Origin of the sequence: Cyanobium sp. ATX 6F1 (assembly GCF_024346315.1) — a bacterium.
Taxonomy (GTDB): Bacteria; Cyanobacteriota; Cyanobacteriia; order PCC-6307; family Cyanobiaceae; genus ATX-6F1.
Genome location: NZ_JAGQCS010000005.1, coordinates 232193 through 245559 on the forward strand (window position 1 = coordinate 232193; position 13367 = coordinate 245559).

Annotated in this window: 15 protein-coding genes and 1 riboswitch; of the genes, 6 read left to right on the forward strand and 9 right to left on the reverse strand. The window is 70.5% G+C overall.

The window, feature by feature from the left end:
* Positions 1-85: 85 nt before the first annotated feature.
* From thiC to ruvB, 6 genes are all read right to left on the reverse strand, one after another.
* Positions 86-1471, reverse strand: a complete 1386-nt coding sequence (thiC, locus tag KBZ13_RS09685) for a phosphomethylpyrimidine synthase ThiC (RefSeq protein ID WP_255008630.1) — start codon at positions 1469-1471, stop codon at positions 86-88.
* A 92-nt stretch (positions 1472-1563) separates the two neighbouring features.
* A riboswitch (TPP riboswitch) is annotated at positions 1564-1669 on the reverse strand.
* Positions 1670-1722: 53 nt separating this feature from the next.
* Positions 1723-2310, reverse strand: coding sequence for a HEAT repeat domain-containing protein (locus KBZ13_RS09690; protein WP_255008632.1), 588 nt, complete (start codon positions 2308-2310; stop codon positions 1723-1725).
* Between the two features lie 12 nt (positions 2311-2322).
* Positions 2323-2529 carry a DUF3188 domain-containing protein gene (locus KBZ13_RS09695; RefSeq protein WP_255008633.1) on the reverse strand — a complete coding sequence of 69 codons (207 nt, stop codon included), beginning with the start codon at positions 2527-2529 and terminating at the stop codon, positions 2323-2325.
* Complete coding sequence (locus tag KBZ13_RS09700; protein WP_255008636.1) at positions 2526-3734, reverse strand: amidohydrolase; 1209 nt, start codon at positions 3732-3734, stop codon at positions 2526-2528. Before KBZ13_RS09700 ends, KBZ13_RS09695 begins: the two co-directional genes overlap by 4 nt.
* Positions 3734-4495, reverse strand: coding sequence for a tetratricopeptide repeat protein (locus KBZ13_RS09705; RefSeq protein WP_255008638.1), 762 nt, complete (start codon positions 4493-4495; stop codon positions 3734-3736). Before KBZ13_RS09705 ends, KBZ13_RS09700 begins: the two co-directional genes overlap by 1 nt.
* Positions 4495-5604, reverse strand: a complete 1110-nt coding sequence (ruvB, locus tag KBZ13_RS09710; RefSeq protein WP_255008640.1) for a Holliday junction branch migration DNA helicase RuvB — start codon at positions 5602-5604, stop codon at positions 4495-4497. The genes KBZ13_RS09705 and ruvB overlap by 1 nt, the downstream gene beginning before the upstream one ends.
* Before the next feature lie 51 nt (positions 5605-5655).
* Here ruvB and smpB point away from each other — a divergent pair, with 51 nt between their 5' ends.
* Positions 5656-6153, forward strand: a complete 498-nt coding sequence (gene smpB, locus KBZ13_RS09715; protein WP_255008642.1) for an SsrA-binding protein SmpB — start codon at positions 5656-5658, stop codon at positions 6151-6153.
* A gap of 9 nt (positions 6154-6162) precedes the next feature.
* On the opposite strand, the gene KBZ13_RS09720 is transcribed toward smpB, so the two are convergent.
* Positions 6163-8184: a serine/threonine protein kinase gene (locus KBZ13_RS09720; protein WP_255008644.1), complete on the reverse strand. Its 2022-nt coding sequence runs from the start codon at positions 8182-8184 to the stop codon at positions 6163-6165.
* Complete coding sequence (locus tag KBZ13_RS09725; protein WP_255008646.1) at positions 8181-9167, reverse strand: cysteine synthase A; 987 nt, start codon at positions 9165-9167, stop codon at positions 8181-8183. The genes KBZ13_RS09720 and KBZ13_RS09725 overlap by 4 nt, the downstream gene beginning before the upstream one ends.
* 97 nt (positions 9168-9264) lie before the next feature.
* On the opposite strand from KBZ13_RS09725, the gene egtB reads away from it, so the two are divergent.
* Genes egtB through KBZ13_RS09750 form a run of 5 tightly spaced genes read left to right on the forward strand, consistent with a single transcriptional unit; the run spans position 9265 to position 13076 of the window.
* Positions 9265-10521 (forward strand): ergothioneine biosynthesis protein EgtB, encoded by a 1257-nt coding sequence (gene egtB, locus KBZ13_RS09730; protein ID WP_255008648.1) that lies wholly within the window; start codon positions 9265-9267, stop codon positions 10519-10521.
* Positions 10518-11525, forward strand: coding sequence for an L-histidine N(alpha)-methyltransferase (egtD, locus tag KBZ13_RS09735; protein WP_255008650.1), 1008 nt, complete (start codon positions 10518-10520; stop codon positions 11523-11525). The genes egtB and egtD overlap by 4 nt, the downstream gene beginning before the upstream one ends.
* On the forward strand, positions 11512-11760 hold the full coding sequence (locus KBZ13_RS09740; RefSeq protein WP_255008652.1) for a hercynine metabolism small protein: 249 nt from the start codon (positions 11512-11514) through the stop codon (positions 11758-11760). The genes egtD and KBZ13_RS09740 overlap by 14 nt, the downstream gene beginning before the upstream one ends.
* Positions 11757-12275 carry a hercynine metabolism protein gene (locus tag KBZ13_RS09745; RefSeq protein WP_255008654.1) on the forward strand — a complete coding sequence of 173 codons (519 nt, stop codon included), beginning with the start codon at positions 11757-11759 and terminating at the stop codon, positions 12273-12275. Before KBZ13_RS09740 ends, KBZ13_RS09745 begins: the two co-directional genes overlap by 4 nt.
* Positions 12276-12278: 3 nt before the next feature.
* Positions 12279-13076 carry a YdcF family protein gene (locus KBZ13_RS09750; RefSeq protein WP_255008656.1) on the forward strand — a complete coding sequence of 266 codons (798 nt, stop codon included), beginning with the start codon at positions 12279-12281 and terminating at the stop codon, positions 13074-13076.
* Between the two features lie 4 nt (positions 13077-13080).
* Here KBZ13_RS09750 and KBZ13_RS09755 read toward each other — a convergent pair whose 3' ends face one another.
* Positions 13081-13344 carry a hypothetical protein gene (locus KBZ13_RS09755; RefSeq protein WP_254939156.1) on the reverse strand — a complete coding sequence of 88 codons (264 nt, stop codon included), beginning with the start codon at positions 13342-13344 and terminating at the stop codon, positions 13081-13083.
* Positions 13345-13367 lie beyond the last annotated feature (23 nt).

The window sequence follows — 13367 nt, forward strand, 5'->3', positions numbered from 1 at the left end:
ACCAGCCAACTTCCCTGATCCTCAGACATGAACAAGGCCCAGGAGTTACTCCCCTGGGCCAATCATCAGCAAGCAGGTTGGCTACTCACACCACCGCGGCCTCCTTCTCCTGTGCCTGCGCCTTGAGCACCTCTTCGAGCCCTGCGATGTCCTCATCGGTGATCTTCGTCTGCATCGGGCAGTGCTTCGGCCCGCACATCGAGCAGAATTCGGCCTGCTTGTAGATGTCGGCCGGCAGGGTTTCGTCGTGGTACTCGCGGGCGCGTTCGGGATCGAGCGCTAAATCGAACTGCTTGTTCCAGTCGAAGGCATAGCGAGCCCGGCTCAGCTCGTCGTCGCGGTCGCGGGCGCCCGGGCGGTGGCGGGCGATGTCGGCGGCGTGGGCAGCGATCTTGTAGGCGATCAGGCCCTCACGCACGTCATTGGCATTGGGCAGGCCCAGGTGTTCCTTCGGGGTCACGTAGCAGAGCATCGCCGTGCCGTGCCAGCCGGCCAGGGCCGCGCCAATGGCGCTGGTGATGTGGTCATAACCCGGAGCGATGTCTGTCACCAACGGACCGAGCACATAGAAGGGCGCCTCGCAGCACTCCTCCATCTGCTTTTTGACATTGAACTCGATCTGATCCATCGGCACATGGCCCGGGCCCTCCACCATCACCTGGATGTCGTGCTCCCAGGCGCGGCGCGTGAGCTGACCCAGGGTTTTGAGTTCCGCCAGCTGGGCAGCATCGGAGGCATCGTGCTGGCAGCCGGGCCGCAGGGAATCTCCCAGCGAAAAGCTGCAGTCGTAGCGCTTGAAGATCTCGATGATGTCATCGAAGCGCGTGAACAGCGGGTTCTGCTTGTGGTGATACAGCATCCACTGGGCCAGGATGCCGCCGCCGCGGCTCACGATGCCGGTGAGGCGTCCCTTCACCAGCGGCAGGTGCTCGATCAGCAGTCCCGCGTGGATGGTCTGGTAATCGACGCCCTGCTGGCAGTGCTTCTCGATGATGTGCAGGAAATCATCGGCGTCGAGCTTCTCGATCGAGCCATGCACGCTCTCCAGCGCCTGATACACCGGCACCGTGCCGATCGGCACCGTGGAGGCATTGATGATTGCCGTGCGCACCTCATCGAGGTTGACACCGCCAGTGGAGAGATCCATCACCGTGTCGGCGCCGTACTTCACGGCCAGGCGCAGCTTGGCCACCTCTTCCTCAAGGTCGGAGGCATTGGGGGAGGCGCCGATGTTGGCGTTCACCTTGCATCTGGAGGCGATGCCGATCGCCATCGGCTCCAGGTTGGTGTGGTTGATGTTGGCGGGGATGATCATCCGCCCCCGCGCCACCTCCTCCATCACCAGCGATTCGGGCAGGTTCTCGCGCTTGGCCACATAGGCCATCTCCTCGGTGACCACGCCCTGGCGGGCGTAGTGCATTTGCGACACGTTGGCGTCGCCGCGACGCTTCTCAATCCAGGCGCTGCGCATGATCGTGGGGGGTAGGGCGGAGAACGGGGCTGGGGACAGTCGGCTGAGCGAGGTCGTCTCCGGAGCCGACGCCCACCGGGCCCGAAGGCAAGGCAGATTTCGGGGCACTTCCCTGCGCCGGCATGACCCGGATCAGGTTCGGAGGGTGTGATCTCAGCCCAGGCCTTCTGATTTGGCCGGGCACCCCTAGTGACCTGTGAAACCTAGCAAGGCTGTTTGGTCAAGCGCCAATCCGGAGCTGAGCCGACGACCTAACCCCGCAATCCATTGAGGGCCGCCGCCACCACCCGGTGGTCCCCGTCCTGCTGGAGGCCCACCAGCAACTCCCGGGCGGCGGCGGCGGCGCCTGGATCCGTCGCCTCCCGCACCAGCCTCCCCAGAATCTCGGTGCCGCCCACGCGCACGCTGCCATCGCCATCGGCCACGGCCAGTTCGGCCAGCTCCAGCAGCGCTGCCGGCCCCATCTCCGGCTGCTCGGCCAGGGCCGAGAGAATGCTGCAGCGCACCAGCCACTGGCCATCGCGCTCGAAGGCCTCCCGCACCAGCGGCCAGGCGCGTGCCACCCCATGGCTCACGAGAGCATTGGCCGCCTCGGCCCGCACATTGGGGTCTCCGTCGTGACGCAGGGCCTCCACCAGGGCCTGCCAGCCCGCCTCGTTGCGTTTCTGCCCCAGGCCCGCGCAACTCAACGAGCGCACCATGAACACCTCCTGCTCAAGCCCCAGTAGCAGCAGGGGCACCGCCTGCTCCACCTCCGCCGCCCGCAAACCCACCAGCGCTGGCATTGAGCGGCTGGGATCACCTGAGACGATCGCCTGCTTGAGCATCTCCAGATCCATTCAACGTCTCCTTCAACGACCCGTCTTCTCAGACCGTAGGGCGCTCAGCAGGGCCCGGCGGCGCTGGCCCCGCACGATGGCACTGGTGGCCAGCAGCCCTGAACCGATCAGCAGGGCCGGCAAAGCCTGGAGCCGTTCCCGCTCCTGGCGGCTGACCATGACCAGCAGGGCAAGGAGGATCAGCAGCGGCGAGGCCAGGGCCAGCAGACGCCGGGTCATCGCTGCCGCTCCAGCCAGCGCAACAGGCTGAGGGTGAGCACCTGCACCCCCACGGCCAGGGCGCCTTCATCGGGATCGAAGCTGTTGCTGTGCAGCGGCGAGCAGCCCTGGGGCCCGGCCACCCCGAGGCGGAACATCGTGCCGCGGGTGTCCTGCAGCAGCATCGCGAAATCCTCTGCCCCCAACGATGGCTGCTCCAGGCGCAACACCCGGGCGCGCCCCAGCCGCTCGATCGCGGCCTCCTCCACCAGGTCCGTGAGTTCCGGGTCGTTCTGCACCGGAGGGGCGATGCAGCGATAGCGCACCCGCGCCTCGCCGCCGTAGCCGCGGCAAATGGCGTGCACGGTTTCTTCGATCCAGCCCGGCAGTTGGGCATGCACATCCGGATCCAGGCAGCGCACGGTGCCCAGCAGGCGCACGTGGTCGGCGATCACGTTGAAGGCCTTGCCGCCTTCGATGCGCCCGAAGCTGACCACCACCGGGTGGAGGGCATCCAGCTTGCGGCTGATCGCCTCCTGCAGGCCGCTCACCACCTTCGCGGCGATCCAGATCGCATCGGTGCTCTGGTGGGGCCGGGCCCCGTGGCCCCCCTCCCCCAGCACCTCCACCTCCAACTCGCCCGCTGCCGCCGTCAGGCCGCCGCTGCGCACGCCGATCGTGCCCACCGGCAGGCTCGGGAACACATGCACCCCGAAGAGGGCGTCCACCCCCTCCATCGCCCCGTCGGCCACCATCCAGCTGGCCCCCTGGGCAATCTCCTCGGCGGGCTGGAACAGCAGCCTTACCCGGCCCTGCAGCCGATCCGCGTGGGGCGCCAGCAGCTGGGCCACCCCGAGGCCCAGGGTGGTGTGCAGGTCGTGGCCACAGGCGTGCATCAACCCCTGACGGGTGGAGGCATAGGCCAGCCCCGTGCGCTCCTCCACCGGCAGGGCATCCATGTCGACCCGCAGGGCCGCCAGGGGGCCATGGGACGGGCCCAGTTCCGCCACCACCCCGGTGCGGCCCACCCCCTCGCGCACCCGCCAACCCCACTGGCGCAGCTCACCAGCCACCAGGGCGGCGCTCTGGTGCTCCTCCCCGCTCAGCTCCGGGTGGGCATGGAGGTGGCGCCGCAGGCCGATCCACTGGGGCAGAGCCTCCGCCAGGGCGCCCTCCAGAGCCAGCGCCTGCCAGAGATCAGTGGAAGCCGTTGCGGCGGGGGACATCAGCGGGTGAGGGCGAGGAAATCCTCGAGGGCGTGAACGGGCTCCGGCGGCCAACGCCGCTGCGCCAGCAACCATTCTGGCTGGCCGTAACGGGGATCAAGGCCGGAGGCCGCCGCCCAGTTGCTTTCGGCCTCACCGCTGGCTCCCCGGCGCCACAGCAGGGCGGTGAGGCCGGCGCGGGCATCGGCGAACATCGGGTAACGGCGGATCAACGAGCGCAGCTGCCGCTCGGCGTTCTCCTGCTCGCCCAGTTGAATCGCGGCCAGGGCGGCGCTGGAACGGGCCATGGCGAAGCCGGGACGGGCCGCGGCGGCGGCCTCGAAGCAGGAGCGGGCTGCGCTCCAATCCCCCTGGGAGCCGCGCACGTTGCCCAGGTTGTAGAGGGCGGAGGCATCGGCGGGGTCGCGCTCGAGGATCCAGCGGTAATCCGCCTCCGCCTCCGGCCATTGCTGCAGCGCCTCCTCGGCGGTGCCGCGGTTGAGGTGAGGATCGGGGCTCTCCGGCTCCAGGACCATGGCCCGGTTCTGGTCGGCGATGTCCGCCTCCGGCCGGCCCAGGGCCAGCTGCACGTTGCCGCGGTTGCTCCAGGCCGAGGCCGATTCAGGCGCCTCCTCCAGCACCCGATCCCACAGGGGCAGGGCCTCACCGAAGCGCCCCGCCTGGCTGGCGGCCAGCGCCTGATCGAACAGCTGGGGCAGGGTCAGTTGCACCGTGAGCAGCAGGGCCAGCAGCGGTGGCCCCAGCAGTGGCACCCCGAGCATCAGGCCGCCTCCGGCCAGCCCAGGTGCTCCCGGCCCTTGGCGGTCACCACCCGGCCGCGGGGGGTGCGCTGCAGAAAGCCCAGTTGCAGCAGGAACGGCTCCACCACCGCCTCCAGGGTGGCGGGGTCCTCGCCCAGGCCCGCCGCCAGGGTGTCGATGCCGACGGGGCCACCGCCATAACCCTCCAACAGCAACACCATCAAACGGCGATCGCTGGCGTCGAGGCCCCGTTCATCCACCCGGTGCAGGCTGAGGGCCTCGCCCACCAGCTCGGCGCTGATGGTGCCGTGGCCACCCACGCTGGCCACATCGCGTACGCGGCGCAGCAGCCTGTTGGCGATCCGGGGCGTGCCGCGGCAGCGCCGGGCCACCTCCAGGGCCGCCAAGGGCTCCAGATGCAGCTTCAGCAGGCCCGCCGCCCGTTCCACGATCGCCTGGAGGTCGGGCAGGTCGTAGAACTCCAGCCGCTGCACCAGCCCGAAGCGATCGCGCAGGGGTGAACTGAGCGAACCGGCGCGGGTGGTGGCGCCCACCAGGGTGAAGGGGGCGATCGGCAGGCTGCGGGTGCGCGCCGAAGCGCCCATGCCCACGGTGAGATCGAGCCTGAAATCCTCCATCGCCGGATACAGCAGTTCCTCGGCCACCCGGTTGAGCCGGTGGATCTCGTCGATGAACAGCAGCTCGTGGGGCTGCAGGTTCACCAGCAGACCGACGATGTCGCGGGGGCGCTCCAGGGCCGGCGCGCTGGTGATGCGGCAGCGCACCCCGAGCTCCTCGGCCAGTACCAGGGCCATGGTGGTCTTGCCGAGGCCGGGGGGGCCGTAGAGCAGCACGTGATCGAGCGCCTCGCCCCGGTGGCGGGTGGCCTCGATGGCGATGCCCAGCACCTGCTTGAGCTCCCGCTGGCCGATGTAGTCCGCCAGGCGACGGGGGCGCAGGGTGTCTTCACGCAGCACAGGGGCGTCGGGGGCGCTCTCCTCCGCCAGGCTTTCGGGATCCACCAGCCGCGGCCGGGACCCCAGCGAGTCCCCCGCCGACGCCGCCGGCTTGCGCTTGGAGCGCCCGGCGGCGTCAGCGCCCCGTCCGGCCCCTGAGGAAACGATCGCCATGGGGCGAGGGTACCGGCCCCTGCCTAGGGTCGGGAGATTCCAGGGACGGTGATGGCGAAGGGCGGAGGCAAGAAAACCGCCAAGTCCGCACGGGACGCCGCCAACAAGCTGCTGGCGGACAACCGCTTCGCCCGCCACCAGTACGAGATCCTCGACACGCTCGAAACCGGCGTGGAGCTGCTGGGCACGGAGGTGAAATCGATCCGCGCCGGCAAGGCCAACCTGCGGGATGGCTTCTGCCTGATCAGGAACGGCGAACTGCAGCTGCACAACGTGCATATCTCCCCCCACAGCCACGCCGGCGCCTACTTCAACCACGAGCCGCTGCGGGTGCGCAAACTGCTGGCCCACCGACGTGAGATCGACAAGTTCCGCGTCGCCCTCGATCAGAAGGGGCTCACCCTGGTGCCGCTCAACCTCCACCTCAAGGGCTCCTGGATCAAGCTCACCATTGGCCTGGCCAAGGGGCGCAAGCTCCACGACAAGCGCCAGGATGAAAAACGCAAGCAGGACGCCAAGGAGACCCGCGCCGCGATCGCCCGGATCTGATCGGAGCGCTCAGTTCGCCTTGGGCTCGGCGCCGGGCACCGGCGGCGGCGGGGTGGGCCCCGCGGGCGCCGATGGAGTGGGCTCGGGCGTCGGGGCGGGGGTGGGCGTGCTGGGGGCCGGATCGGTGGGCGTGGGCTCCCCTGGGGTGGTCGGGGTGGTGGGCGTCACCGGCGGGGCAGGATCCACGCGCAGCGACAGGGTGATCAGGGCCGGTGCCACGCCCTCATTGGTGATCAGCAGCTGCACCGGCGCGCTGGTGATCCTGTCGAGGCTGATCACCCGCAGGGGCCCCTTGGCCTCCAACAGGGCGCCGTCGGCAGCGAACACGCTCATCTGCATCAGCGGCGAACCGTTGACCCCCAGCACCAGCCGGGAGCCGGGGCCGATCTGGATCGGGAACAGGCGGGCACCCCCGGCCTCCACCTGGGCCGAGAGCACCCGGGTCTGACCGAGCTGGGTCTGGATCTGCTCGATCTGCACGTTGGCCAGGCTCTTCTGGGCCGCCGCATACCAGAGCTGGCGGAAGGGCTCCGGGGGGATGTCCTCACCGGAGCGGCCGGGCAGCAAGTTCTGGGCTGAGCCCGACACCAGCTGGCGCAGCACCGCCGGGCTCAGCCCCTGGGCCCCCAGGCGGGTCTGCTGGCTCTGCCAGTCGCCGGCACTGAAGCTGCCCAGGCGCCGGCGCAACTCCGGGGGCAGCTGTTCCACCCGCGCCAGCCACTCTTCGGCCAGCTCGTTCCAGACCTTGCGCAGGGGCGCGTCCTCGAGCGAATCACTGGGCAGGCGGCCGCCCCGTTCGGGGAACTGGGCCAGCAGGCTGGCGTCCACCAGCTTGAGGAACCAGGCCCGATCGATCTGGAGCGCCCGTAAGCGATTAAGAAGCTGCTGGCGCTGGTCCACCTCCGCCGGCGGCAGGCTGGCGGGCAGCTGCAGGGAGGCGGCCGGATCGGGGGTGGGGGCCTTGCCGCGGCTGAGCAGCAACCAGCCCAGGGCGGTGCCCACCACCGCCGAGAGCACCAGGGCAATCACCACCGGCCAGAGCCGGCCTTCGGCCTCCTCCTCCTTCTGCTCCTGGCGGCTGCGGGGAGCAGGCTCGACGCTCGCGGCCACGGCGGGCCGCAGGGGGGGAAGCTCCGGCTCAGGCGACGTCGATGGCGCTTCCACTGGCGGAGTGGGCGGGGCGCTCTGGGGCACCAGCACCACGGTGCGGTCGGCCCGGGCCACGGGCCCGGTGCTCTCGGGCATGGGCAGTTGCTGCAGGGCCTGCAGGGCCGCCGCCGCCGAGGCGAAGCGCTCGGAGGGCTCGCTCGCCAGCAGGCGCGTCAGGGCCTCCCGAAAGCCCGGCTCGGGCTCCAATCCAGCGGGCAACCGCCAGGCCAGGGTGACCGGATCGAGCAGCTCGGCGGGCTCCTGGCCACTGAGCAACACCAGCGCCACCACCCCCAGGCTGTAGAGGTCCATCCAGGGCTGGGCCGGCTCCCCACGCACCAGCTCCGGCGGCGCGTAGCCGGGGGTGGCCCCCAGCAGACCGGCTGACTGGGCGGCGGTGGCCGCCACCCCCCGCACCAGGCCGAAATCCAGCAGCACCGGCAGACCGTCGCGATCCCGCCGCAGCAGGTTGGCGGGGGTCAGATCGCCATGGAGCAGCTGCTGGCTGTGGAGCACCGCCAGCACTGGCAACAGCTGGCGCAGCAGCAACAGCACCTCTCCGGAGCCGAACACCAGCTGGCGCTCGCGGCGGGCCTCCAGCAGCTCCTGGTAGGTGGGACCGCCCTGCCACTCCCGCACCAGCCAAAGGCTGGCGCCGTCCTGGATGACACCACCGAACCGGGGCACCTGCGGGTGGAGCACCCCTTGAAGGCGGCCCCAGAGCTCACGAAAACGCTGTTGATCCTGGCCCGGGGCCAGCTGGCGCAACACCATCGGCGCCTCGCCGGCCAGCTGGTCGCTGGCCCGCCACAGCACCCCCTGGGCACTGCGGCTGAGCTGCTCCTCCAGCAGGTAGCGATCGCCGATCAATGCGCCGCTCATGAGCCGCGCCGGGGCTGGCTGAGCCCCTTGCTGGCCAGCCATTCGCCGTCGTAGAGGCGGGAGCGGTAGCGGTCGCCGCTGTCGCAGAGCACGGTCACCACCGTGTGACCGGGCCCGAGACGCCGGGCCGTCTCCACCGCGGCGGCCACGTTGATGCCCACCGATCCGCCCATGAACAGTCCCTCACGCCAGAGCAACTGGTAGATCGTGTCGAGGGCACTCTGGTCGTCAATGCGCACGGCGTCATCCACCGGTGCCCCCTCCAGGTTGGCGGTGACCCGGCTGTTGCCGATGCCCTCGGTGATCGAGCTGCCCTCGAGCGTCAGTTCGCCGCTGGTGGCCCAGCTGTAGAGGGCACTGCCGTGGGGATCGGCGATCACGCAGCGCACCCGGGGGTTGCGTTCCTTCAGAAACAGCGCCACCCCGGCATAGGTGCCGCCGGTGCCGGTGGCGGCCACCCAGGCATCCACCTGGCCGCCGGTCTGCTCCCAGATTTCCGGGCCGGTGGAGTTGTAGTGGGCGCGCCGGTTGGCGAGGTTGTCGAACTGATTGGCCCAGATCGCCCCGGGGGTTTCAGCGGCGATCCGGCCGGAGAGGCGCACGTAGTTGTTGGGGTCGCGGTAGGGCACCGCGGGCACGGTGCGCACCTCCGCCCCCAGGCTGCGCAGCAGGCCGATTTTCTCCGCTGACTGGGTGTCGGGGATCACGATCAGGCTGCGGTAGCCGCGGGCATTGCAGAGGTGGGCCAGGCCGATGCCGGTGTTGCCGGCGGTGCCCTCCACCACGGTGCCGCCGGGCTGGAGCTCACCGCTGGCCTCCGCCTCCAGCAGGATTCCGAGCGCGGCCCGGTCCTTGACGGAACCGCCGGGGTTCATGAACTCCGCCTTGCCCAGAATCTCGCAGCCGGTGAGCTCGCTGAGGGCCTGGAGCCGGATCAGGGGCGTATGGCCGACCGCACCCACGAATCCCTGGGTAATGCCCATGGCGCCGGCCGTGCTCCTGCAGAAGATGTGGGGCGATCGTAGGTGCCACGCCGCGCCCGTTTGGCCCGATTAACCTCGCTCCAGTCACGCTGCCCCGGTGGAGAGTCCCCCCGACACCGCGGCGCTGGCCCACCGGCTGGGGAGCATCCGCCGCCAGAGCGAAGCCCTGATCGCCGGGCTCCAACCCGAGGACCTCTGCCTGCAGGGCATGGCGGACGCCAGTCCGCCCAAATGGCACCTGGGCCACACCGGCTGGTTCTTCGAGACGTTCCTGCTGGCAACGGAGCTGCCGGAGCACGAACCGGCCGACAGCCGCTGGGGCTACCTGTTCAACTCCTATTACGACACGGTCGGCGAGCGGCTGGCGCGGCCCCTGCGGGGTCTGCTCACCCGTCCGACGATCGCCGAGGTGCTGGCCTGGCGTCAGCGGGTGGACGCCAGCCTGGTGCTGCTGATCGAGCGGCTCGATCAACGCCCCCCCGCCCAGCGCAGCGCCCCGCTGGCCCTGCTGGAGCTGGGTCTTCAGCACGAACAACAGCACCAGGAACTGCTGCTGATGGACCTGTTGGACGGGTTCGCCCGCAACCCGCTCGAACCCGCCTATCGCAGCGGCCCCGATGGTCCCGAAGCCGGCTATGCCAACGGCCCTGGAGCCAGCGAATGCGCCACCGCCGATGGGGGCTGGCGGGCCCATCCCGGCGGGCTGGTGGCGATCGGCCATCCGGGTGAGGAGGCCGCGGGCTTCCATTTCGACAACGAGACCCCCCGCCACCGCCACTGGCTCGAGCCCTTCGCCATCGGCGGACGACTGGTCAGCAACGGCGACTACGCCGCCTTCATCGCCGACGGGGGCTACCGGCGCCCGGAACTCTGGATGAGCGAAGGCTGGGCCCTGGCCACCGAGCGGGGCTGGCAGGCCCCCCGCTACTGGCGTGGCAGCGGCGGCGCCCAGGGCTGGGAGTGGGAGTTCACCCTCGCCGGCCGCCGTCCCCTGCGGCCACAGGCACCGGTGCGCCACCTGAGCTGGTTCGAAGCCGAGGCCTACGCCCGCTGGGCCGGCGCCCGCCTGGCGACGGAAGCCGAATGGGAGATCGCCGCCGCAGCGGGCCTGCTGGCGGACATCGGGCAGCTCTGGGAATGGAGCGCGAGCCCCTACCGCCCCTACCCCGGCTTCCTGCCCGCCGCCGGCGCCGTGGGCGAGTACAACGGCAAGTTCATGAGCTCCCAATTCGTGCTCAGGGGCCACTCCTTCCTCACCCCGGCGGGCCACGGCCGGCTCACCTACCGCAACTTCTTCCCCCCCGGCAGCCGCTGGATGGCCAGCGGCCTGCGCCTGGCGAGGAACGCTGGATGACTTCGGCGCTGCTGGAGCCGGAGCTGCTCGACCTGCACCCCGCCGCCGCCGACATGGAGCGGCTGGTGCGCGAAGGTCTGCGCCGCAGTCCCAGGCAGCTGCCGGCCTGGTTCCTCTACGACGAGGAGGGCTCCCGCCTGTTCGAGGCGATCTGCTGCCAGCCGGAGTACACCCTCACCGCCACCGAGACCGCCCTGCTGGAGGCCCGGGCGCCGGCCATGGCCGCGGCCATGGGCTCGGGGGTGCTGGTGGAGTTCGGCGCCGGCAGCGCCCGCAAAGTGAGTCCGCTGCTGCGGGCCCTGGACGGGCCGGCCTACGTGGCGCTCGACATCAGCGCCGCCCACCTGCGCTCGGCCTGCCGGGATCTACAGGGCCGCCATCCCGGCGTGCCCGTGCTGGGCATCTGCTGCGACTACACCAGCCTCGAGCGCCTGCCGGACCACCCGCTGCTGGAGCGGCGAAACAGGCTGGGCTTCTTCCCGGGCAGCTCCCTGGGCAACTTCAACCGTGCGGAGGCCCTGGGGCTGCTGCGGCAATTCGCCCGGCTGCTGGGCCCGGGCAGTCAGCTGCTGATCGGCATCGACCAGCCCAAGAGCGAGCGGCGGCTGGAGGCGGCCTATGACGACCGCGCCGGCGTGTCGGCCGCCTTCGCCCTCAACCTGCTGCGCCGGCTCAACCGGGATCTGGGCGGCGACTTCGACCCCTCGGCCTTCCGCTACCGGGCCCGCTGGCAACCGCAGCAGCAGCGGATCGAGATGGCCCTGGTGAGCGAGCGGGATCAATGGGTGAGCGTGGCCGGCGAACGCTGGCACTTCGCCGGCGGCGAGCCCCTGATCACCGAACACAGCGTCAAGTACGACCCCGCCAGGTTCCTGGCCCTGGCGGAGCAGGCCGGCTGGCGGGCCAGGGAACGCTGGAGCGATCCAGCCGGCGACCTCAGTGTTCATCTTCTGGGGCAGGCAGACTCGTCAGCAACGGAACCCCAGCTCGATGAGCAGAGATGACCAACGGCGCGCTGTGCGCCTGGTGCGCGAGGGCCTGATCGAGCAGCTCGAAGCGCTCTACGGGGAGGCCTTCGACCGCATCAGCACCCAGGACCTGGGCGAAGGGGCGATCGCCCGGCTCACCCAGTTGCTGCTGCGCTCCCGCGAAGGGGCGATCACGCCGCTGCAGGAGGAGATCGAGGCCCCCTTGATCACCAGCGCTCCGGGCCAACCCCGGGATGGGCAAACGCCGTGAGCGCCAGTTGGTTCGAGCAACTTGAAGCCCGGCTCGAGCAGCAGTTGGAGGCCTTCCTGCGCTCCAACCCCCAGCAGCAGTCGCTGTTCGATCAAGAGGAGTTGCAGGAGCGCGAACGGCGCCTGCACCGGCGGGAGCTTCAGCTGCAGCAGCAGGCCATTGAGCAGCGCAACCAGCTGCTCGACCTGGCCAAGGAGATCTCCACCTGGCAGCAGCGGGTGGAGCGGGCCCGGAGCGCCGATGCCAGCGCCCTGGCCCAGCGGGCCCAGGCCCACGTGGATCAGCTGATGGGCCAGGGCCGCGACCGCTGGAAGGCCCTGGCGCAGCTGGGGGAAGACTTCCAGCGGCTGCAACGGGAACGGGACGAACTGGCCCAACAACCCCGCGGCGCCACCGACGCCCGTGATGGGTCGGCGGCAGCACCCAAGGCGGCCGCCGCCGACCTGGATTCGGACTGGGCAGCCTTCGAAACCCAGCAGGACCTGGAGCAGCTCAAGCGAAACCGCGGCTCCTGAACCATGGGCTTCCTGCTCTCGAAGCTGCTGCCCCTGGCGCTCTACCCCCTGGGGCTGGCGCTGCTGTTGCAGCTGGGCGCCCTGGTGGGCCGCCGACGGCGCTGGGCCGGCTGGGTATCAGCCGCGGGCCTTGCCCTGCTCTGGATCAGCGCCATGCCCTTCACCGCCCGGCAGCTGGTGTGGAGCCTGGAGGAACGCAGCGCCGCCCTCACGCCTGATCCCTTGCCGAAGGCCGATGCGGTGGTGGTGCTGGGGGGCGGCCTCAGGCCCGCCCTGACGCCGCGCCGGAGCGTGGAGGTGGGGGAGGCGGGCGATCGGCTGCTTATGGGCCTGCGGCTGATCCGCCAGGGCAAGGCACCGCTGCTGGTGGTGAGCGGCGGCCAGGTGAGCTTCACCGGCAGCGATCCGGCCCCGCCGGAGGCGGTCACGGCCCGGGCCCTGGCCATCGAGCTGGGGCTCAAGCCCAGTGCCATCGTGGCCAATGCCCGCTCCCGCACCACCGCCGAGGAGGCGCGTGACATCGGCGCGCTGGGGAAGCGGCGGGGCTGGCGTTCGGTCCTGCTGGTGACCAGCGCCACCCATCTGCCCCGCGCCCTGGCCAGCTTCGAGCGGCTCAGCGGCCTGCGGGTGGTGCCTGTGGCCTGCGACTTCCAGTTCGCTTCAAGGAACCTCTGGGGCCGACCCACCGCGGGCAGCGTGCTCAAGGACGCTCTGCCGGACGCCGAGGCGCTGTTCCTCAGCACCGTGGCGCTGAAGGAAGTCCTGGGGTTGGCCAGCTACCGCCTGCTGGGGCGCAGCTGAGGGCTTACTTTTTGGGAACCGGCGGCACCAGGCTCACGCCCTCGGGCGGCGGGGTGGGATCGGGATCGGCGATCAGCATGTGCTGGAGCACGATCTCGGGGCGCTCACTGTCACGCCAGCGGATCCGATAGGCCGGCATCTTGGTGCCCCGGCTCGTGGTCTGTTCGACAGGCTCCATCACCCAGCCGCGGCGGGAGCGACCCTGGGGATTGCGCTTGACCACCGCATCCGCGTGCTTGAAGCGGAAACCTACGCGCTCACCACTCATGGGCCGGTTGAGATTGCCTAGTG